Raw genomic sequence first — 24469 nt, 5'->3', positions numbered from 1 at the left:
AATAAAAAGTTTTGGAGGTAACTTGAGACGAGTAATTATTATAGTATTACTAATGAGTATAAATATAACTGCCCAATTTAATAAGGTTGGCAGAACTTCATTACAATTTCTTAAGATAGGTATAGGTGCAAGAGAAACAGCTATGGGGGAAGCTTGTACTGCTAACATTAATAGTATTCAAGCAATTTACTGGAACCCAGCTGCATTATCCAATATGAATGGTTTTCAGGCTTCACTTAATTATGTTAGTTGGTTTGCTGATTTAGATATAAAATCTGCAGCAATTGGATTTAATTTAGGAAATTTTGGAGTTATAGCTCTTGGATATTCAATTCTTGATTATGGAAATATTGAGGAAGCCAAAGTAATTAGTCCTAGTGGCGGAATGGATACAAGAACAGGTAATTATTTTTCAGGGAAAGACTTATCATTCATTTTTTCTTATGCACGTGCTTTTACGGATAAATTATCTATTGGTATTAATGTAAAGTACTTAAGAGAAGATTTATTTACTTACAGTTCTAAGCTCTGGGCTTTTGATATTGGGAGTTATTATAATACTGGATGGAAAGGAATTCGTTTAGCTATGAGTGCTCAGAATTTTGCGAATCAAGCAAGATGGTTGAACGTTGGTTCCCAGCAACAGCAAACTTATGAAATTCCTCTTCTATATCGAATTGCAGTTTCTATTGATCTTTTGGGAGGAGAAAATCTTTTTTTAGGTGGGAATCCAGATTATCATCGTCTTACTGTGAATGTAGACGCAATACATTCAAATGATTATTCGGAAAGATTAAATATCGGGGGCGAATATGTTTTTCTAAATAAATTTTTTATAAGAGGAGGCTATAAATTTAATGTTGATGAAGGGAATATCGCATTAGGAGTTGGAGTTAAAACAGATATTTATAAGTATTCTATTCAGTTAGATTACTCATATGTCCATCATATTTATCTAGAATCACCACATCGATTTTCGATAATGTTAAGTTTTTAATTAAAAAATATTTGTAAACAAACTAAGGTATAATATGGCATTTGATAAAATTTTGATTACAGGAGAAAAACTCACAGAAGAAAAATTTAAAAGTCCTTCAATAGAATTTAGTTTACTTCCTTTTTGGTTCTGGAATGGTAATATGGACGAAAAAGAAATGGAATGGCAGATGAAAGAGTATTATAATAAAGGAATCAAAGGTATATTCTTACATGGGAGGTTTGGAGAAAAAATTGGTTATTTATCAGATGTATGGTTAGAAAAAGCAAAATATGCTGCTGAAAAAGCTAAAGAAATAGGTATGGATTTATGGATTTATGATGAAATGAATTGGCCTAGTGGTACAGCTAATAAAAAAGTGCCACAAAAATATCCGCATTTGAAACAAAAATATCTGGAACTATGCATACTTCCTGTTAATGGTCCATTGTTTACCTTTCTCGAAGCCACTGATGATAGATATGTTAATACAGGCAATTCGAAACCTATAGTTGCTTATGCATGCACTGAAGAAGAATATAACACTGAAATAAGAAATATTATTGATCTTACCCCAAATTTATCCTTTGATGCAGTTATCCCTTGGGAAGCACCGGAAGGAAAGTGGAAATTGCTTTACTTTCTTGAAAAAGAAATTGACTACTATATTGATGCATTAAATCCTGAATCTACAAAAAGGTTTTTAGAAGAAACACACGAAAAATATAAAAATGTTGTCGGTAATTATTTTGGTTCTGTAATCCCTGGTTTCTATACTGACGAGCCTGCTATGCACTATTATCATGTTGGAATGACTAATTATATAATCCCATGGACTTCTCAAATGTTTAAAATATTTCGTGAAAGAAATGGATATGATTTAAAACCATATTTACCTGCATTATTTATGAACATGGGGGATATAACACCTAAGATAAGATATGATTTCTGGAATACATTAACAGAACAATACTCTGAATCTTATTATAAACAAATACGCAATTGGTGTGAAAAAAATAATCTTTTATTTACTGGTCATCTATTAGGGGAAGAATGGTTGTGGATGCATGCTCGATGCGAAGGGAATATTTTTAAACATCTCAAACATTTTAATATCATTGGGGTAGACCATCTTTATCCAATTATTGGAACGAAAGATAATCCCGATCAGCATGTGGCTTTAAAAATAGCTTCTTCGGCAGCCCATCATTACGGAAGTAAAAGAGTTCTTTGTGAATCGATGGGAGGAACTTATTGGGACTGCACTTTGGAAAGAATGAAATGGATTGCAAACTGGGAATATGTATTAGGAGTGAACATATTTAATAATCATGGTTATCACTATTCTATTGAAGGGGAAAGAAAACGAGATTGGCCTCCATCACAATTTTATCATCATACATGGTGGAAATACTATAATTATTTTACAGATTATATAAAAAGAATTGGTTATGCATTAACTGATGGTAAGCATGTTGCAAAAATATTAATGCTTTATCCAATAACAAGTGCTTGGACTAATTATACACCAAGTGGAACTAATGATATTTTTAATACAATTCAGAATGAATTTAATTTTTTAACCGATGCACTGTTAAGACTTCATTATGACTTCGATTATGTTGATGAAGATATTTTAAACGACGCAATTATTAAAAATGGTAAAATAATCATTAATGAAGAAGAATACTCATTATTAATTTTGCCACCAATCACTCATGTTAAAAAAGAAACTCTTAATTCGATTAAAAAATTTTTGTCCTCTGGAGGAAAATTAATATCAAGCTCTTTAATTCCTCTTGGAGTAGTTGAAAGTAAAGATAATAATTATGGTAAATTGATTAAAAGAGTATTCGGCATTGACCCTAATGTAATGTATGAAAATTATATAAAGCAAAGTAAGACCTGTATTATAAGTAGAAAGAAGAATATAATAATTTTTACTGGAGAAGAATTATATAAGAAAAGAAATTATAAACTACTCCAAAAAGCAATTGAAAAATTTATAACCCCGGATGTAACTATTAGCGACGGAGATATATTTTATCACCATAGGAAGCAAAATGATTATGATATTTATTTTCTGACAAATACTTCAAGATTAGACAAACATAATGTAAAAGTTACTTTCGAAAATATTGGAATACCCTCATTATGGAATGCTAATGATGGTTCAATTAAACCAGTTTATAATTATAGAATAATTAATAATAGATTGGAACTTACACTTAACTTTAACGGAACAGATTCACATATAGTAATACTTAAAAAAGGACTACCTCAAAAATATATTACTACTTCAAATATGACAATCGAAAGTTTTAATGAATATAAAATTATTGGTTTTACTGATGTAGAAGATGAAAATATTTTTGTGTCATTAAAAGATAGAAATAAAACTCACAAGTATTCGATTGCACCCCAAAAGAATAAAGAAATAATAAAATTTAAGAATGATTTCGAATTTGAAATTGAAAACGAAAATGTACTTTGTTTAGATAAATTCAGAATGAAAATGATTGAGAATGGTGATGATATTCCTAAACTTGTATCGAAAGATTGTGATGATTCAAATTGGCTTAATGTTACAACCGGGGCATGGGAATTGCAATTACCACAGGAAAGAAACGAACAAAATTACCCTGTCCATTTGGTTTATAGAACAGATTTTAAAGTAGAGCAAATGCCCAAAAATCTTTCAATTCTAATTGATGGTTTTAGTGGTAAGAGTTATAGATTATTCATAAATGGTAAAGAGATTTTTGAAAGAGGTACTCGCAGTAATTTGGATGCAGAAATTAATGAGATAAATATTAGTAAATATGTTGAAATTGGCCAAAATTTAATTGCAATCTGTCTTGAAGTGGTGAGGAGAACGGATGGTATACTTGACCTGATTAAAATTATCGGAGATTTCTCTTTATCGAAAAGAGGAAATTATTATATAATTAAAGATACTAATAAGAAATTAAAAATTGGAAGCTGGACTAAGCAAGGGTTTCCATTCTATTCCGGAACAGGTGTTTATAAACAAATAGTAAATATTCCAGAAAAATATCTTAATTGCAAATTATTTTTAGAATGCGATGTTGGTGAAGACATTGCCGAGATAGTTGTCAATGGAGAAATAGTGAAAGTTTTACCATGGAAGCCATATGTTGCTGATATTACAAATTATATCAAAGTTGGTAATAACGAAATTAAAATTAAAGTTACTAATACTTTGATAAATATGCTCGAGGCAGTTGAAAAAGAATCGGGTTTATTAAGACAACCGTATATAAAACCATACAATATATATGAATTTTATTATAAAAATGAGGATAAGTATGAAAAGAAATAAGGAAATTATTGTTGTTGGGAGTACAAATACAGACTTAGTGTCTTTTGTAAAAAAATTTCCAAAACCTGGGGAAACAATTTTTGGTAAAATGTTCCATATATATCCTGGAGGGAAGGGAGCAAACCAAGCTGTTGGTTTGGCGAAATTAGGTAAGAATGTAGTTTTTATTTCTAAAGTAGGGAATGACGATTTCGGTAAAAAAATGTTAATGAACTTAAAAGCAAATAGAGTAAATGTTAAAAATATTATAATTGACAATGAAAATCCTACAGGAATAGCTATGATTACGGTTGATGAATCTGGAGAGAATTATATTGTTGTAATTTCAGGGGCTAATATGAATCTCTCTTCAGAAGATATATATAAAAAGCAAAATTTGTTCAGTGGAGCTAAAATTTTTTTGACTCAACTAGAAATACCACTAGAAACTATTGATGTATGTTTATCTTTATCTAAGATTAATAACATGATGACAGTGTTAAACCCTGCACCTGCTAAAGTATTACCTGAAAAAATTCTTAGTTTAGTAGATATAATTACACCCAATGAATCTGAATTAGGAATTTTAACTAATATGGAAATTAATAGTAATTCTATTGAAAAAGCTGCGAATATTTTAATATCTAAAGGCGTAAAAAATGTTGTAGTTACGTTGGGAGAAAAAGGGGCTTTCCTTTACAACGGAAAAATTGCAAAATACTTCCCTCCCTACGCTATAAAAGCATTGGATACAACAGCTGCAGGTGATGCTTTCAATGCAGGATTGGTTTATGCTTTAAGTGAAGGATATCCACTTGATGATGCAATCAAATTTGCAAATGCTACTGCAGCAGTGTCTGTTACTAAATATGGAGCGCAGACTTCAATGCCAACGAAGGAAGAAGTATTAAATTTATTATAAACTTTTCTGGAGTATTTATGAAAAAAAATGGAATCCTTAATGCTGAATTGTCTTATATAATTGCCTCAATGGGACACTCAGACAAATTAGTGATTACTGATTGTGGATTACCAATTCCCAAGGGTGTGCCTAAAGTAGATCTAGCATTGAAGAAAAATCTACCAGGTTTTATTGAAACAGTAAAAACAATCTTAAATGAATTAGTTGTGGAGTATGCTATAATATCAGAAGAACTTCAGATTGAAAATCCTAAAAATTATCAAAAACTAATGGAATTGTTAAAAGAGATAAATGTTAAAAAAGTTAAACACGAAGAATTTAAAAAATTAATTAAAGAAAGTAATGTATCATTTGTAAGAACAGGAGAAGCTACTCCATATTCTAATATAATCCTAGTTTCTGGTGTAGATTTCGCTTAGACGAATAATAAATGAAATATGTAAACTTTTTTTACACTTGGTTTATACATTTTTAAAGTTTTGATTTTTGTTTTGTGAATTGTTCATTATATGTGGGAACTACAAGAAAATTATGTTATTAACATCTTTACTAAGATTGTAGATTATATTGAAAATATTGATGCAAACCAACTATTAAAGATAGAAAGGAGAATATTTTTGTTTATTAAAGTTCAATCTATTAATGTTACTGAGTTACTTATATTAAATTGTGTAGAATATAACAGAGTCAACTTCACTGGACACATAACCAGAGGATGTAAACAATTAATAAAGATTTTGAATCAAGATTATAATTATGTCTATGAAACTTGTATGTGTTTTCAAGTTTTATAGTGAATATTGGCACAATGTTCTACAAAAGTTAAGATATTATGATAACATTATAGGAAGTTAATATTTGTATCATAAATTCTAGGATTAAAAATATAATTGGTTCATTTGTTAATGCTAAAAGCTGATTCTATTAAAGAAGTATATAGTCTATTTGTAGAGCATTTAAACTATAACTTATTTCATGAAAAATTACGTCTCGTAAGAAAAGCAATATGTGTTTAATAAGGGAAATAATTAAAATTATTTATATGAACATCATTCAGAAATTTTATACTAGGAAATTTCACTGAGATTTTTTAACATTATAAAATAGTGAAAAATAATTACTTGAATGCGAAAAAAGAATAGAAGTTGCAGATAATATGAATCTTGAAAGTAATAAGAGTTACAATTAAATAAAAAAGTTGCGTAAAAATTATAATGAAGAAAATAGCTGATTCAAAAAGAAATATGACTATTAATTTTATTTCTATTAATTAAAAGAGGTTAACATGAAAATTTTTCAAAAAATACTTTTGTTACTATTGTATGTATCCTTAGTTTATTCACAAAATCTTAATTATGATAGATTAACGAAAAAGTCAGATTTAAAATATTATCATATGCCGATAGGTTTGTGCGAAGATTATCCTGAAGAAACAACAACAAGAGACATTTATATTAAAGATTTTGAATTATTGAAACGAGCAGGAATCGATTTATTAAGGATTTCTTTTGGCTGGGATGCGATAGAATTCCAAAAGGATAAATATGATTGGTTGTTCTGGGATGATTTTATTAAAACAGGGGTAGAAGAATATGGGATTACTTTTATACCATATATTTGTTATACTCCTAGATGGTTAGCTCCCGATCCAAGTGATTCCCTATTTTTCTGGAACAAACCTCCCACAGATTTTGAAGAATTCGGCCAGTTTATGTTTGATTTAGTTAGTCGTTATAAAAGTTGGATTAAAACATGGGAATTGTGGAACGAACCGGATATTCCAATTTACTGGAGCACACAAGATGCAAAAGAATTTGCTCGCTTTATCAAAGTAGGGGCGGAAGCAGTTAAAAAAGCAGATCCACAAGCAAAAGTTGTTTTAGGAGGAATTGCTTATCGACCCGAATGGATAAAAACTTTGTTTAAAGATTATGGCTTAAGTCCCTATGTTGATATAGTTAACATTCATAATTATTATGAGACTTGGCACCATAATCCTGTTGAGTCAATAGTTGATTATATAGGAAGTGTGTCTGATATTATAAAACAATATGGGAATGGTCAATCGATATGGATGGCTGAAGTGGGTTATAGTACTTTTAGACAGGGTTCTTTTGTGTCGGATTCATATTCATGTAATTATAATTATGAGCATACACCTGAATATCAAGCAGTTGACTTGATTAAAAGAATTTCTTTAGTTCGTTCTACAGAAAAAATAGCAGCGCTTGCCTGGTACGAAGTAAAAGATTTACCACCTTCTGATGAAGTCATAGGTGATGTTTATAATAATAAACATTTAGGAGTTGCATGGGCTGACCATAACCCCAAACCAGCTTATTATGCAATTTCCTTTATTAATAAACTCTTTTCAAAACCAATGAGATCTATTGATAATGAGGTTCTAGTTAAAAAGTCCGTAAGTAGCGATGCAAGAATTAATTCATTCGAAAGAGAAAATGGTGATGTAATAATTGTTGCTTGGTTACAAACTCATATACCAGGTAGAAGAATTAATTTTAAAGGTGATGAGGTTGATAAAAGAATAGAAAAGATTGATATAGAAATACCATATAAACTAACTGGTAAAGCAAAAATTTATAATGAATTAGGGGAAAGTAAAAATTTTACTACTATAAAAATTAAAAAAAATTTTACTGTGATTAATAAATTAAAACTTACAGGAGGTAGTATCATTATATTAGAAATAAAAAAATAGGTAAAACAATATGAAGATAATAAAAATTAACCAAGAAAATTTCAAAGAATACGGAACGCACATTACACTCCCTCAGAATAAACCGACTTCTGAAGGGTCTTCTTATAAGTTTTGGTCAAATATTGGTAACTACTATATTAATGGTAAGACGGAGATAGGCATTTGTACTGTGTATAAGCAAAGTAAAAATATAATTGACAGTGTTGAACGACATAAGACGACGCCAGAAATTCTTATTCCTATTGATGGTTCATTTATTATACCATTATTTAAAGAAGATGAAAATGAAAAATCATTAAAAGCATTTTGTATTGATGTAGGTGAAGCGGTCATTATTAAAGAGGGAATTTGGCATGCAGCTTGTCTACCTATAAATAAAGAGAAATTATCTTACTTTGTTATTTTTAAAATCAATACACCATATGAAGATGTCGAACATAGAAAAATTAATCCAGTTAAAATAATAATTTAATTATGAGAATAAATATGTGCAGAATAACGACAGAGGATTCAAAAATTTTACTTCATTATAATAAAAATAAAATAGAAAATGGACTTGAATTTTTATCGATTAATAGAACAAAGGTTTGTGCAAAAAGTAACATTACTATTTTAACAAGAAAATTAAATTCTGTTTCTCAACCCGACATATTAATATGTCGTAAAATAATCTATAGAAATAATAGTATTATTTTTAAAAATTATAATAAAACTAATTCACAGAGCGTTGAATTTAAAATCCAAGGTGAGTATAGAAGAATAAAATTTTCTATTTTAATAAATTCTAAAGACCCTATCTGGCTTACTGAATGCAAATTTTCCGGTTTAGAATTAGATAAGATATTAGTTCCTGCTTTAGGTGGTCAAGTAATTTCTAAAAATATGCCCGATGGTACTTCAATATCCTATAAGTATCCATTTTGGTGGAATGCTCAATTCGTAATTGGTATGTTAAAAGAAGGAGGTATAATTTTTAGAATTGAAGATTCTAATCCAAATCTGAAATTATTAAGAGTAGAAAAAGAGAAAGAGAAGTTTTCAATTACTATAGGCTTTGAATCAAATTTTAAAGATAATAAAAGAGAGTTTTATTTTGAGTGGTACTTAGAAGCTTTTGAAGGAAGCTGGAAAAAGGGGGTTGACATTCATAGAAATTGGATGGAGCGAACTTATAATTTAATTCCTTGGAAGAATAATAAATTAATCCCTTTATGGGCTAAGAAAATTAAATTTATTTTGGAGTTGTGGGGGGCACGAAAAGATAGAGAAGAACCAATGCACACATTTAGACAAATGATTTATAGATTGGACGAATGGAAAAAAAATTATAACCCCGAGAATACTTTAGTTTATCTTCCAGGATTTGCAGAGCATGGGATTGATTCGAATGCCCCTAGTTATAATCCAAGTAAACAGTGTGGTGGTGAAAAAGATTTTAAAAAACTAGTAGATTATGCACACCAATTGGGATATAAAATTATGATTCATACTAATGCTATTGCGATGACATTCGAACATCCTTTATATGAGAGATTTAAAAAATATCAAGTTATAGATGTATTTGATAGAATGCAAGGATGGGCATTAGATATTGATGGTGATTGGTTAACCGAACCTTTTTTTGCCTATATTAATCCTGGTTATCAAGCTTGGGGAGACTTGATGGTTAAAATTATCGGAAGTCTAATTTCAAAATTTAAGATTGATGCTGTTTTTTTAGATCAAACTTTGCTTGCTTTTAATGTTAAAAGAGGGCCAAATTTTATTTTGGGTATGAAAAATTATATTAAAAGACTTCAAGAAACATTCCCGGGAATTTTATTTGCTGGTGAAGGTCTTCATGAATTAAATGTTGAGGTTTTACCTTTAGCCCAGATTCATGGTATTGATAGTATTGCAGAAATTCATGGTATTGAAGGAAAAACTAATTGGCGGTTTGTTCATCCTGTTTCAACATATTTGTTCGGTAAATATACCCGGTATGTAGCACATCTTTTAACCAAACATCCAACACATCCAATGTTTAAATTTCAGGAAAATGCATATAAAAAATTAAATGTAATCCCTGCTTTGTGTCTTTATGATTATAAACAAAAAATTGAAATCCCAGAAGTAAAAATGATGATTAAACGCACAGAAAAAAAATGAGGCTTTTATGAAAAAGATTAAATCTGCAATTATTGGTTCTGGATTTATGGGCTCTGCTCATGCAGAAGCGTTAATGAGAATAGGAGGAGTTGAAATTATTGCAATTGCATCTAATGATTTAAATGGAGCTAAGAAATTAGCTGAAAAATATAATATCCCTAATATTTATGAAAAATGGGAATATTTAATTGATAATAAGGAGGTAGAAGTAATTCATAATTGTACCCCAAATTATTTGCATTACGAAATAAACAAATCTGCTATACTACAGGGTAAACATGTTATTTCGGAGAAACCTTTAACAATTAATTCAGAACAATCACAAGAATTAGTTGAACTTGTTAAGCAAAAGGGGACTATTAATGCTGTTAACTTTAATTATCGATTTTATCCACTTGTTCAACATTTAAAAAGTATTATCAATAAAGGTGATTTGGGTGAATTATACTTTATTTATGGATATTATCTACAAGATTGGCTCTTTTATAAAACAGATTACAATTGGAGATTAGAAACAGAAATGAGCGGTGATTCAAGAGCAATTGCAGATATTGGTTCACATTGGTGTGATTTGATCCAATTTCTAACAGGAAAAAGAATTAAAAAAGTACTTGCTAATCTATTTACTATACATAAAACAAGATATAAACCTGAAACAGAAGTAGAAACATTTAAAGAGAAAGAAATTAGTCATTTATCAAATGTAAAGGAAATTCAAATAGAAACTGAAGATTGTGGAACTGTTATATTTCAACTGGAAGATGGAATTAATGGGACATTTACAGTTTCACAAATTAGTGCAGGAAGAAAAAATCAATTCTTCTTTGAAATTAATGGAAGCGAAAAATCAATTGCATGGGCTCAGGAAGAACCTAATAAATTATGGATAGGATATAGAAATAAACCAAATGAAATTCTGATTAAAGACCCATCATTGATTGATAAGGGAGCAAAAAGATATGTACATTATCCAGGTGGCCATCCTGAAGGTTATCCAGATTGTTTTAAAAACTTATTTAATGAATTTTATGATTTGGTTAGAACAGGTAAAGGTATTAGTAATGAAGCAAATAGACATTTTGCAACATTTGAAGATGGACTTTATTTAAATAAAATTGTTGAAGCTATTATAAGAAGTAATAAAGAAAAAAAATGGATTAATATAGATTAAATAAAATTGAGAGGTAGAATATGAAAATTGGTTTTTTAACTGCATGCTTGCCAAGTTTATCACTTGAAGAAATAGTGAGGTTTGCTTCAAAAAGTGGATTCAAAGCTTTAGAATTAGCTGCATGGCCAAGTGATTCAAGCCGCGATTATCAAGCGCGTCAAATAGAAGCAGAAAAATTTTCTAAGGATGATGCAGAAAGAGTAAAGGAATTATTTGCAAAAAATAATCTCGAAATCTCGGCAATGGCATATTATGATAATAATTTTCATCCTGATACTAAACAAAGAGAGTTTTTCCATAATCATCTAAGAAAGGTCATCGATGTGGCATCGATGCTAAATGTAAAATTGGTAGGAACTTTTGTAGGAGGGAATCCAGATTTAACTCCAAAAGAAAATATTAAAGCTATAGGGAGAATATTCAATGAACTAGTTAAATATGCAGCAGATAGAAATGTTTGCCTTATGATAGAAAATTGTCCAATGGAAAATTGGGTTAAATTTGGATTACCTGGCAATTATGCATATTCGCCTGAATTATGGCTGGCACTCTTTAATGAAATTCAAGCAGACAACTTTGGATTAAATTTTGACCCATCACATCTTTTATGGCTAGGAATAGATTATTTAAAAGCAGTTAAAGATTTTGCTCCTAAAATTTTTCATGCACATGCTAAGGATACTGAAATTTTACATGAAGGAATATATCAATTTGGAATATATGGTAAACAAATTGATCCAATACCTTGGAAATCAGGATGGTGGAGATACAGAATTCCTGGACTTGGGAAAATTGATTGGAAAAGTTTGATATCAACTTTACAAGAAAATGGTTACGATAAGTATTTATCTATTGAACATGAAGATCCGGTATGGGAAGGAAATATTGAAAAAATTAAATACGGTCTTAAGTTAGGATTAAAACACCTATCACAATATGTTATTTAATTAAGGAAGAGTGTCAATGAAAATGTTAAAATATTTCCCTTTTGGGAGCCAATATTATAGAGCTCCATCACCTTATAAGGATGATTGGGAAAATGACTTAAAGAAAATGAGTGAATTAGGATTTAACACAGTTAAGTTTTGGGTTCAATGGCGATGGAATAATCCAGCTGAAAATGAGTTTTATTTTGATGATATAGACCAATTAATGGATTTAGCCCATAAGTATAAATTAAGAGTAATGTTGAATACGATTTTTGATGTTGCGCCAGCATGGATATATAAAAGATACCCTGATGCTTCTATGATTACACTTTCAGGTTTTAGAGTTGGACCACAAACCCAACCTCATCGACAGATTGGTGGATTAGGTTATTGCTTGAATAATGAAAAAGTTACTGAACATCAATTTCGATTTTTAGCTGAAACTGTAAAAAGGTATAAAGATCACCCTGCTCTTGAAATATGGAATGTGGGCAGTGAACCAGAGATTACTAATAGTATGGCTGAATTACGTGGATATGCTGATGATGCAACTCGAATAGGTGATATGCTTTGCTACTGTGAGCATTGCATAACAAAATTCAAAAAATGGGTTGTTCAAAAATATGGAAGTCTTCATAAATTAAACCAAGTATGGAATAGAAATTATCGATACGTTGATGAAATTGAAGTGCCTAAAACAAGAAATACTTTTAACGATTTAATTGACTGGAGAATGTTTTTTGTTCATGTACTTGGAGAAAATATAAAGAAAAGATTTGAGATTACTAAAAGTATAGATAATGGAAAACATCTATTAATGTGTCATCATGTGTTTATTCAGGGTTTCCCTATAACGTCAACTGCCAATGACCCCTGGAATGTAGGACAATATGGAGATTTACATGGCTTTACTCAAATGGATGACCCAATGATGGTTGATATTCTACGTTCGTGTGCCAAAGATAAACAAGTTATTTCTGCAGAAATGCTCATGCTTCCCGGGTATACACTGGATATGCCTAAAAATATTGATGAAAATGATGTGAAAAGATTTATATTTAGCGGAATAGCAGGTAACTTAAAAGGGTTTATATTTTGGCAGTACCGCCCAGAAATTTTAGGGAGAGAAGCACCAGCATGGGGACTTACTTACTTAGATGGCAAACCGACGCCATGGCTTAAAGCCTTTTCGCTAATAGGTAAAAATTTGCAGAGAAATCAGGAATTTTTGTTAAATGCTAAACCAAGAAAAAGTGATATAGCATTAATTTATAATCCCGAGAATCAGATATTTGCTTGGGCATCTACTGGAAATGAAAAAAGTGCTACCGATTCATTGCTTGGGTTCCATAAAGCTTTATATGAAAATAACTTCAACATTGATTTTATTCATCCAAATGAGTTTTCTATTCAAACTCTAAATAATTATAAAATAATTATCTATCCATTTCCTTATGTGATTAATAAAAGAATGAGTGAAATATTGAAAGAATGGATATTCAATGGTGGAGTGTTTATCTCAGAGGCATATTTTGGTGGGTGGAATATTGATGATGGACATCATGAGAAGATTATTCCTGGTTATGGCTTTGAAGAAGTATTCGGAGTTAAACAAAAAATTGTTCATCCTGCTTTAAAACCTGAATTAACTAATATAAGAACTATAATTGATTTGCCAGGAGTTGAAAAAGGTTTTATTGTTAATGGACTTCTTGTAAGAGAAACATATTTTATAAATACAGCAGAAGTGATTGCAGTTTATGACGATGGGGAACCCGCAATTATAATAAATAATTTTGGTAAAGGTAAAGCAATTATGATGGGTTCTTATATAGGAATGTGTCTTTATCGAAATGTAATAATAAATAATGCAAAATTGATATCTTCACTTGTAGAATACTGCGCTTTATTTACAAAACCAAAATTATTGAATAATTCGAAGGTAAGAGTAGATAATTTGGTTGATAGTGATGGTAAAATTATGCTGATTATCAGAAATCTTAGTGATGAAATTGTCAATGATGAATTATTATTTAAAGAATATTTTGAAAGAACATTTAGTGAATTGTTCGATAATAGTGTGATTAACACAATAAATACATCAGAAGGGACAATTCTCAAAATTAAATTAAACCCTAAGGAGGTAAAGGTTTATCTTGGTTGAAAAAATTATCAGAACAGAAATTAATGATAAAACAACAAAACATAATTTTATATTGAATGTATTAGATGGAGCTATCTTTGCATTCGCAATGTCGATTGTGTCACAAAATACAGTTTTACCAATTTTTGTAAAATCTCTTGGCGGTGATAGTATTGCTATAGCATTAATTCCTGTGGTGTGGACAGTTGGATTTAATCTGCCTCAAATATTAATAGCAAATTATACAAGTAAATTTATGTATAAAAAGAAATTACTTTTAATAACTGGGTTCTTTCAACGTATATTTTGGTTATTCCTAGGAATATTTGCATTTTTCTCATTAAATATTGAGAGAAGCGAGATTAAAGTATGTCTATTTTTTGTAATATTTTTTTTAGCTGCTGTAGGAGGTGGTTTTAATTTACCTAATTGGTTTGATTTAATTTCTAAAATTATCCCTGTTAATTTGAGGGGAAAGTTATTTGCATGGCGTATTTCTTTAGGTGGGTTTCTTGGGGTTTTAGGGGGGTATATTGTTAAGCTAATTATGGAATCATTCACTTATCCATATAGTTATTCTATACTCTTTTTTTTAGCTTTTATAATTACAATGATTTCCTATACAATTCTATTTTCTATTATTGAAGATAAACCGAGTGCGTCTTTTTTATTGAATTATAAAGAATATATAAAATATTTCCCTGTAATATTGAGTCGTAACAAAAACTATAGAAATTTTATGATTGCAGACTCACTTATGATTCTTGCTTACACATCATTTGCTTTCTTTACTGTAGATGCCATCGATAAATTTTCACTATCTAATAGTTCAGCTGGTGTATTTACTATGATTATGATGTCTAGTATGATTTTAGGAAGTATTATATTTGGTTATTTAGCAGATGAATATGGGCATAAAATTAATCTTATTTTAACTAGTATATCAACGTTCTTGGCATCATTAATAGCTTTAATATCATGGAATGTCACATTATATTATATAGTATTTGTATTTGTTGCTCTTACTAATTCGCTTATACAGGTATCAAGACTAACTATAATAGCAGAAATGTGTTCTGATAGTGAGAGAGCCATTTATGCTGCACTAACAAACGTCATCACTGTTCCTTTTCTTTTTAGTAATATTATTGCAGGATGGATTGCACAGCTTTATGGTTTTAATACAATTTTTATAATAAGTTCTGCAATATCTTTCTTTGTTACAATATGGTATTTATATAATGTAAAAGAACCAAGAAAAATTTATTTACAATCAAATTAAATTATATTGATATGAAAAGAAGAGAATTTCTATCCAAAGCTGGAATTATAGGTTTAGGGACATCTGTAATTCCTTCGATTTATGCTAAAGATTTTCCTGAAATTATAACTAAATCGAGAACAGAAAAAAAAATCATAAAAGGTGAGTTAATATTCGAATTAATTTATGTACAAAAAGGGAGAGGACCGCATATTTATCCATTGGCATGGACTACTGATACTCAATGGGATGCTTTTTATTCAAATATTCTAATAGAAAACAATAAAATCAAAGTTTTAGATACTTATGATGAAAAAAAATTTGGAATTAATATACGTTGGAACGCAGAAGGATTTGGGTTTACGAATATTACTGCTGATAATGGAGGATACTTTTATGAATTGCCTCCAAAAGGGAAAACTAAAACTTTATTGCTTAATTATGAGTTCGCAAACAGTCGCGTTGTAAGAAATAGAAAACGAATTAATGATTTTGTTAAAGATAATTGGCAGCCAACAAAAGAGCTTCTTACTTTTATCAATCTTTCAGAAGAATTCCTTGAAGAGGCAGACAAAAATATTGATGACAAATTTAAATGTGCGGAATTTTCACAGCGTTCGTTAATGTATGCTCTTTGGGCAAGCGAAATTATGGAATTAGAAAAAGCCAAATTTGATATTAACAAAAATGGTTATAGAGAAGGATTTTTTTTTGGATGTGATGCAAGAAGTTTTTATCAAATGTATCAGGATACCTTTCTCGAACTTTTCAGTGAACTTTTTAATTATGCAAATATCACATTTGTGGCTAAAAATGATGGGATGATGTCTGATTATCAACCCTATCCTGGAATTATTAATACACAAACAAGAGAAGTACTGATTAAAAAGTTAATTGAAAGGGGTATTAAAGTACAAGGGAGATTATTATTTTGGTTTCATGACTGCTGTATGCCTGAGTGGTTAAGAAATATGAAATATGATAATTTATTAAAGTATGCCGAAAAATTAACTTATGATACAATGAAATATTTTGGAGACTATTTGTATGCAATGGAAATTGTTAATGAATTACACGATTGGGCAAATGAATTAAATTTAACAAATGAGCAAACTATTGAATTAACACGGTTGATAAATGATATTGCTAAATCGGTTGCTCCTAAAGTTAAAAGAACCATAAATAATTGTTGTCCTTTTGCTGAATATGTTCAGTTAAATCAATATTCTTCTGGTAAGAAGGCTGTATGTAAACAAAGATCACCTTATAAGTTTTCAAAAGAGTTAATTGATGAAGGGATTGATTTTGATATATTAGAACAGCAACTCTATTTCCCATATCGTGATTTGCAGGATACAATAATGCTTATAGAAAAACTTTCCACACTTGGGAAACCTATGCATATCTCTGAAATAGGTGCAAGTGGTGGACCAACAAATGAAACTATAAAAACTGGTAAATCAAACTTTCCTAAAGAACCTTATTTGTGGCACCGTCCCTGGGACGAAGAAACTCAAGCAGATTGGCTTGAAGATATTTATACTTTATTATACAGTAAAAATTACATACATGCAATAAACTGGTTTGACTTTATTGACCCCGGCTCATTTATGGAAAATGGGGGTTTACTTAGAAATATTAAAGGTGATAAGAAAGAAGCTTTTTATAGATTAAAAAGATTACAAAATAAATTTAAAAATTTACCAATATAATATTATTCATTTATAAGGATTAACAATGAAAGGCAAATTAATATTCAAACCTATTTTTGTTCAAAGAGGCTCGGGTCCAAACCTTTTGGATTGGGCTTATGCGAGTGATGAAAACTGGGATGCTTTTTATTCAGATATAAATGTTTCAAAAGAAGGTGTTGTTATTTCAGAGACTTTTGGGAAAGAGAAGTTTGGAATTAACGTAAGGTGGAACGTAGAAGGTTTTGGATACCTTTTTATTACAGCTGATAATGGTGGAAAATTTTATACACTTCCAGAAGATAAAAATGAAGTTGTATTAAATCTTAATTATGAATTGGCAAAAAGCAGAATAGTTCGTAACAGGGAAAGAATTGCTCTACATAAAAAAGATGGATGGAGTCCTTCAACTGAAGTAATGGCGTTTAATGATTTATCAGAAAGTTTATTTAAGGATGCAACTAATTGTCTTAATGATGAAAATAAATGTGGTTATTATTCCCAAAAGTGCCTACTCTATGCAATGAAAACAAGCGAATTAATTGAGTTAGATAAGGTAAATTTTGATATTAACAAAAAAAATAAGAGGGATAATTTTTTTATAGGATGTGATGCGAGAGGATTTAATCAAATGGATCCTGACTTGTTTTTGGAATTATTTTCTCAATTATTCAATTATGCAACCATTACACATTACCTTGTAAGTTCTGTATATCAAGATTTTGAACCTATCGAAGGGAAAAAACAATTTAATCTTCGAAAATTAGTTTTAGATGAATTAAAGAAAAGAAATATAACGGTAGAAGGAAGACCTCTTTTCTGGTTTTATAGAACAGTTACTCCAGACTGGCTTAGAAAAAAAGATTTTGATTCCTTAATGAAATATGTGGAAGACCATACTAAAAAAGTAATGAACTTTTATGGTAATGATATTTATGCTTGGGAAATAGTTAACGAAGCTCATGATTGGGCAAATGAACTGAGGTTAAAACCAGAACAAATAATTGAACTCACAAAATTTGCTTGCGATGTTGCTGAGTATGTTAATCCCCAAATACATAGACTAATAAACAACTGTTGTCCATATGCTGAATATGTTCAACTAAAGAAATGGGGAGAATTAGATGCAACTTACCCTCAAAGAACCCCATATCAATTTATGAAAGATCTTGCTGATGCTGGAGTCAATTTTACAATTACTGGTCAACAGATGTATTTCCCTTATCGTGACATTTCTGATATTATAATTTTACTTGAAAGATTAAAAGATTTTAATCGTCCTGTTCATATAACGGAAATAGGAGCTTCCTCAGGACCTACTGAGGAATCTGTTAAAACAGGTATACTTGAAATTCCGAATGAACCATATGCATGGCACCGTCATTGGGATGAAGAATTACAAGCTGATTGGATAGAAGCCCTTTACTCGTATGCTTACAGTAAATCATGGATAGAAGCCATAAACTGGTATGATTTTGTAGACCCATTTTCATGGATTAAAGGAGGTGGAATTTTGAAATCACCTAAAGGTGAAAAAAAATTATCATTTGATAGAATCCTTTTATTAAGAAAAAAATGGGGAATTAATTAATGATGAAATCTAAAATCGACGAATAAATTGTGGGGTTTTAATGTCAAGAAAAGTAGTTAGATTCAAACCAATATTTATACAAAAAGGGAGAGGACCACATTTAAATGATTTTGTTTTAACCATAGATGAAAATGGTGATGTTTTTTATTCGAATATTTCTGTTAACAATAATGGGATAATTATTTCAAACGATAATTGCTTGAAGAAGTTTTCAATATCTGTACGCTGGAATGTAGAGGGTTATGGATATTTATATCTACCCGCCGATAATGAAGGTGAACTTTATGAGTTCCCATTAAATGGAGAACATGTTTTTAACCTAAATTATGAGTTGGCAAAAACAAGAGTTTACAGAAATCAGAAAAGATTTGAAAAAACAAAATCAATGGGCTTTAATCCATCAAATGAAATATTAAAATTATCAGAAATAGCAAATGACTTTCTTCAAAAAGCACGTCTTTTTGAACATGACGATTTAAAATGCGCTGAGAATTCCCAAAAGTCACTAGTCTATTCATTGTTAGTAAGTGAATTAATAGAAATAGAATATGCAAATTATTTGATTGAAAAAAATAGTGTGAGAAAGAATTTTCTTTTTGGTTGTGATACTCGTGCATATTTTAAGATGGATGAAAGTCTTTTCTTCGAAAGATTTACTGAACTATTTAATCTTGCTACTATTACCCATTATCTTAAAGGTGATATAGTGGATTTTGAACCAGAAGAAGGGAAAAAACAGTTTAAAGAACGAGATATTCTTTTAGACAAACTGCTTGAAAAAAATATTACTGTGGTTGGAAGACCTCTATTTTGGACTCATGGTTGGGTTACCCCAGATTGGCTTTATAAAAAATCTTACAATGAATTAAAGAATTATTTAACTAATCATGTAAAAGAAGTTATAAGTCATTATGGAAATAGAATAAAAATATGGGAAGTTGTTAATGAGCTCCATGACTGGGCTAATGAATTGGAATTGAATCATAACCAAACAATTGAAATAACAAAACTTATTTGTGAAGTTGCAAGAGATACTAATCCAGAAATTAAATTATTAATTAATAATTGTTGCCCATTTGCAGATTATATACAGCGTAAAAAATGGTTTTTAAAAGAAGCCAAATATCCTCAGAGAACTCCTTATCAATTTACAAAACAATTGTTAGATGCTGATGTAGATTTCGATTTAATTGGAGTACAAGTTTATTTTGTCCATAGAACAATAACTGAAACAGTAGAATTTATCGAAAGATATGAAGAATTTAAAAAACCTCTCCATTTAGCAGAAGTTGGAGCTCCCTCTAAGGGAATTACACAAGAATTTTGTGATGAAGATTTAGATTGGTTTACTCAGCCTTATGAGTGGCATCGCCATTGGGATGAAGAGTTACAAGCAAATTGGCTTGAAATTATTTTTTCAATAGCTTATTCAAAAAAATATATAGAAGCTGCTAACTGGTATGATTTTGTAGATCCTTATGGTTTTTTAAAATATGGTGGATTGCTCCGTTCTGTTAATGGTGAAAAAAAATCTGCTTGTGATAGGTTAATTAAATTAAAGCAAAAATTACAGTTAATCTGAAAGGTGCTTTTATGGGTAATTTTACAAGAAGAAATTTTTTAACAAAATCAATTTTAGCTTTAGGTACAGTTACTATTAGTTCTACGTTTAATAAATATCTTAATTTATTTGCAAAAACAGAAAATGATTTAATATTCAAACCAAATCCTCATCCATGGATGCCTAAAATAGATTTTGCTTATTTGACGGATGAACAGGAAGATCCATTTCTTTCAAATACTAAAGTATCTAATGAAGGAATTATTGTTCCAAAAGAATTAGGTAAAAAAAGATTTTCTTTAAATACACGTTGGTTCGTTGAGGGATTTGGATATATAATGCTTACTGCAGATAATGGTGGAGAACTTTATTCCATAAAGGACTTCAACAGTGGTAGATGTTTTAACCTAAATTATGAATTTGCAAAATCTCGTATAATTAGGAATAGAAAAGTTAAATTGAATTATAAAAAAACAGGGATAGCATTTTCTCCAGAAGTTGAATACTTATTAGCATTATCAGAAGAACTTTTTGAATCTGCTACAAAGAAAATAAATGATGAAAAACAATGTTCCGATTTTTCAGATAAGGCTCTTCTTTATGCTCTTCATGCAGGTGAAAAGATGGAAATTGAAAAAGCCAGATACGAAATTGAAAAAAATAAAAGAATTGATAAGGTTTATTTCGGCTGTGAAACCCGTCAATATGTTTGGGCTAAATCGGAAGATTTTGTCAAGAGATTTACGGAGATTTTTAATTATGCTACAATTACTCATTATGTGTGGGATACTTGGTACGAACTATTCGAACCTGAAGAAGGTGTTTATAATTGGGGAATTAAAGATAACATTGTTAATTGGTTGTTAAAAAATAATATTACTATCGAAGGAAGACCCTTATTTTGGTTTCATCCTACTGTAACCCCAGAATGGCTTAAAAGTAAAAATTTTGAACAACTAAAAAAATACATGGATAAGCATATATACGATTTAGTTACTCATTATGGTAATAATGTTTTACATTGGGAAGTATTTAATGAATATCATGATTGGGCTAATATTCATAACCATACTGAAGCTGAGATTTTAGAACTAACAAAATTTGCATTTGATAAAACAAAAGAAGTTAATCCTAAAGTTGTGACAATTTTGAATAATTGTTATCCATGGGCTGAGTATGTAGCAAGAGGAAGAATGGCTAGAATGGACGCTACGCGTCCCTTACGCTCACCAAGAAAATATATTGAAGACATGATAAATGGTGGTGTAGATTTTGATGTTCTTGGTATTCAAATTTATTTTCCAAACAGAGATTTATCAGACATTGTTAGACTTCTTGAGCGCTTTGAAAAATTTAATAAACCTATTTATATCACTGAAATAGGTGCTACATCAGGTGGAATAAACCCGTATACACTACAACCATTAAAAGACTTTAATTTACCCTATGATTGGCATCGTCAATGGGATGAAGAACTTCAAGCTGATTGGCTTGAACAAGTGTATACAATTTGTTATTCACGACCTTCTATTAAAGCAATTAATTGGTATGACTTTTCTGATTTCAGACCGTTCATAATTAATGGAGGTTTAGTAAGAGAGGATAGCTCACCAAAAATGTCTTTTTATAGGTTAAAAGAACTTTTGGAAAAATGGGAAATATTAAGGTAATTGTATGAACTTAGTATTTAAGTATTTTTTAACCATCGTAATCATTTATACATTCTCTATTTACGGGATTGACATAAAGTTTGATAAAGTTTATGGTAATGAAGTTTGGTCTCATGTTCAATTTATTTCAGGAATTGTATCATCAAATAATTTTTCTAAAGCTGAATTATTTCTGAATGGGAACACGGTTGATGTAATAGTAAAAAATGATTTTACATTTTCTGTTGAGGTGAATCTTGACGATGGAGTTAATGAAATATTTATTGTAATTGATAGTAGTGGGTATAAATTTATTTCTGATACATTAATTTTAAAATTAGGTTATAAAATCTTACCTGAGGTTTATGCTTATGCAGAAGTAATAGGCAATAATGTAAGGTTAAAAAAAGAAGTAATAACTAATCCTAAAAATGTTTTTTTAAAATTTCTTTGGAAAGAAGATATAAATAATCCTCTGGCTTACTTATTAACTAACAGTTATGGTGAAGAACCAATTTTTCAACTTCCGCTGAATGCCCCTGATGGTGAATATTATTATAATCTAATAACTATTACATCAGGGAACGATACTGTAAAAAGTAGAACTTATATAACAAAAAGAGGAAATACCATAATACCTTTTGATATCAAGAAAGCTCGTAGTGAATGGATAGACAAAGCTATTATTTATCAAGTAGCCCCTTATATTTTTGTTGAAAATGGAAAGATAAAAGATGTAAAAGAAAAAATTCCGGAATTATACGAACTTGGAATAAATACAATTTATCTTCAGCCAATTTTCCCTACATATAATAAAGGGCAGGGTTATGATGTTACTGATTATTTCAAGATAAGACAAGATTATGGGAATGAAAATGATTTGAGAGAGTTAATAACTGAAGCAAGAAAATATAAAATTCATGTAATATTAGATTTTGTAATCAATCATTCATCAATATATCATCCTTTTGCTCAACATTCCTTGAAATATGGAAGTAAGTCATATTATTATAATTTCTATCAACGGATGAAGGGGTCGGGTAATTATTTATCTGATTTACAATTATCTTCAAATGGATTTTATTATTACTTTGATTGGAGTAATATGCCTAATTGGAATCATAATAATCCTGAGACAGAAAAATATTTAATTGAAGCTGCTAAATACTGGGTAGCAAATTTTGATATTGATGGATTTCGTTTTGATGCTGTCTGGGCAACAAATGACCGTTCACCCAATTTCACAAAAAAACTAAGATTTGCATTAAAGAGAATTAAACCCGAGATTTTATTGATTGCAGAAGATAAAGCATCACAACCGCAGGTATTTGATGAAAGATTTGATGTGGCCTACGATTGGACCCCAGAATATTGGTGGGTTTCTCACTGGTCATGGGCAACAGATATTTATGGTAGCAAAACAATTTTCAATCAAAGTAACATAACTTCTCGTGTTAATAGTTTAAGGAATGCTTTAACGAATAATGGTAATGGTTTTTCACAAAATGCAAAAATTTTGAGGTTCATGGAAAATAACGATACTTATAGATTTATGGAAAATCATTCTCTTGAACAAACTAAAATGGTTGCGGCTTTATTGATGACATTGAATGGTGTTCCTATGATATTTAATGGACAGGAAATTGGCAAAAAAGGTCATCCTTATAATGACTGGATGATATTTTGGCCAAGTAATTCTATTAAGTCATTAGATAAGTATAAATTATTCGAGCACTATAAGTATTTATTATCATTAAGGAAAAAATATAATTCCATTACTTCAGATAACTTCGAAGAACTTTTTATAGATAATAATTCTTTTATTTATGGTTTCAGAAGATGGATTAATAAAGAGAATATTTTTGTTGTTTTAAATCTTTCTTTTGTTAATACTGAATCATCTATGAAACTTCCCATTAATAAATTGAATTTGGATTCTGCTCAATGTTATTATATAACAAATTTATTAGATGGTAAAACAATTACAGGGAAATCTAACGAGTTGTCAAACATAAATTTGAAATTGGGACCTTATGAGTGTCAAATTTATTTATTGACAGATACAGTGGTGACAATTGTATCTGCTGAAGATAATAAATATATAATCCCTAAAAGTTTATGGCTTTCTCAAAATTATCCTAATCCCTTTAATCCTTCTACATCTATTGATTATTATCTACCAGATAATGGAAATGTAAAATTATCAGTATATGATTTGTTAGGTAAAGAGATCAGCACATTATTTAACGAATATAAAACTGCAGGATATTATAGAATAAACTTTGAACCTGATAGATTATCAAGTGGCGTATATTTCTATAGTTTGGAATTTAATGGAAATAAGTTAACAAGGAAAATGTTATTCCTTAAATAATTAGGAATTAAT

At 29.7% G+C, this 24469-nt stretch carries 16 protein-coding genes; all 16 read left to right on the top strand.

Translation table 11 applies throughout. The features are described 5' to 3' along the window. The first annotated feature begins 22 nt into the window (after positions 1–22). The 16 genes from VJY32_RS08215 to VJY32_RS08140 all read left to right on the top strand — a co-directional run bounded on the left by VJY32_RS08215 (position 23) and on the right by VJY32_RS08140 (position 24457). Positions 23–997 (top strand): PorV/PorQ family protein, encoded by a 975-nt coding sequence (locus VJY32_RS08215; protein ID WP_353677429.1) that lies wholly within the window; start codon positions 23–25, stop codon positions 995–997. Between the two features lie 34 nt (positions 998–1031). Beyond that, positions 1032–4319, top strand: a complete 3288-nt coding sequence (locus VJY32_RS08210) for a glycosyl hydrolase (protein ID WP_353677428.1) — start codon at positions 1032–1034, stop codon at positions 4317–4319. Further along, positions 4306–5220 (top strand): ribokinase, encoded by a 915-nt coding sequence (gene rbsK / locus VJY32_RS08205; protein ID WP_353677427.1) that lies wholly within the window; start codon positions 4306–4308, stop codon positions 5218–5220. The genes VJY32_RS08210 and rbsK overlap by 14 nt, the downstream gene beginning before the upstream one ends. Positions 5221–5237: 17 nt before the next feature. After that, entirely contained in the window at positions 5238–5639 is a 402-nt protein-coding gene (gene rbsD, locus VJY32_RS08200) for a D-ribose pyranase (RefSeq protein ID WP_353677426.1), read from the top strand. 866 nt (positions 5640–6505) lie between these two features. Beyond that, the gene (locus VJY32_RS08195) at positions 6506–7939 is read left to right on the top strand and encodes a GH39 family glycosyl hydrolase (RefSeq protein ID WP_353677425.1); all 1434 of its coding nucleotides are present in this window, start codon (positions 6506–6508) and stop codon (positions 7937–7939) included. A gap of 10 nt (positions 7940–7949) precedes the next feature. Further along, positions 7950–8411: an ureidoglycolate lyase gene (locus tag VJY32_RS08190; RefSeq protein WP_353677424.1), complete on the top strand. Its 462-nt coding sequence runs from the start codon at positions 7950–7952 to the stop codon at positions 8409–8411. 14 nt (positions 8412–8425) lie between these two features. After that, entirely contained in the window at positions 8426–10087 is a 1662-nt protein-coding gene (locus VJY32_RS08185) for a DUF6259 domain-containing protein (protein ID WP_353677423.1), read from the top strand. Positions 10088–10094: 7 nt separating this feature from the next. Next, positions 10095–11258 carry a Gfo/Idh/MocA family protein gene (locus VJY32_RS08180; protein WP_353677422.1) on the top strand — a complete coding sequence of 388 codons (1164 nt, stop codon included), beginning with the start codon at positions 10095–10097 and terminating at the stop codon, positions 11256–11258. 20 nt (positions 11259–11278) lie between these two features. Beyond that, positions 11279–12205, top strand: coding sequence for a sugar phosphate isomerase/epimerase family protein (locus tag VJY32_RS08175; protein WP_353677421.1), 927 nt, complete (start codon positions 11279–11281; stop codon positions 12203–12205). A 16-nt stretch (positions 12206–12221) separates the two neighbouring features. Beyond that, a complete protein-coding gene (locus tag VJY32_RS08170) occupies positions 12222–14351 on the top strand; it encodes a beta-galactosidase (protein ID WP_353677420.1) in 2130 nt (709 codons plus the stop codon). Beyond that, positions 14344–15612, top strand: a complete 1269-nt coding sequence (locus VJY32_RS08165; protein WP_353677419.1) for an MFS transporter — start codon at positions 14344–14346, stop codon at positions 15610–15612. The genes VJY32_RS08170 and VJY32_RS08165 overlap by 8 nt, the downstream gene beginning before the upstream one ends. An 11-nt stretch (positions 15613–15623) precedes the next feature. After that, positions 15624–17303 (top strand): endo-1,4-beta-xylanase, encoded by a 1680-nt coding sequence (locus VJY32_RS08160; RefSeq protein ID WP_353677418.1) that lies wholly within the window; start codon positions 15624–15626, stop codon positions 17301–17303. Positions 17304–17328: 25 nt separating this feature from the next. Next, positions 17329–18873, top strand: coding sequence for an endo-1,4-beta-xylanase (locus tag VJY32_RS08155; RefSeq protein WP_353677417.1), 1545 nt, complete (start codon positions 17329–17331; stop codon positions 18871–18873). Positions 18874–18913: 40 nt separating this feature from the next. Further along, positions 18914–20455, top strand: coding sequence for an endo-1,4-beta-xylanase (locus tag VJY32_RS08150; RefSeq protein ID WP_353677416.1), 1542 nt, complete (start codon positions 18914–18916; stop codon positions 20453–20455). Positions 20456–20466: 11 nt separating this feature from the next. Then, entirely contained in the window at positions 20467–22104 is a 1638-nt protein-coding gene (locus VJY32_RS08145; protein WP_353677415.1) for an endo-1,4-beta-xylanase, read from the top strand. Positions 22105–22108: 4 nt separating this feature from the next. Next, a complete protein-coding gene (locus VJY32_RS08140) occupies positions 22109–24457 on the top strand; it encodes an alpha-amylase family glycosyl hydrolase (RefSeq protein ID WP_353677414.1) in 2349 nt (782 codons plus the stop codon). Positions 24458–24469 lie beyond the last annotated feature (12 nt).

Origin of the sequence: Rosettibacter primus, from assembly GCF_036860675.1 — a bacterium.
GTDB lineage: Bacteria > Bacteroidota > Ignavibacteria > Ignavibacteriales > Melioribacteraceae > Rosettibacter > Rosettibacter primus.
Note: the sequence above shows the minus strand (reverse complement) of the source record. Positions and strands in the feature narration are given on the sequence as shown.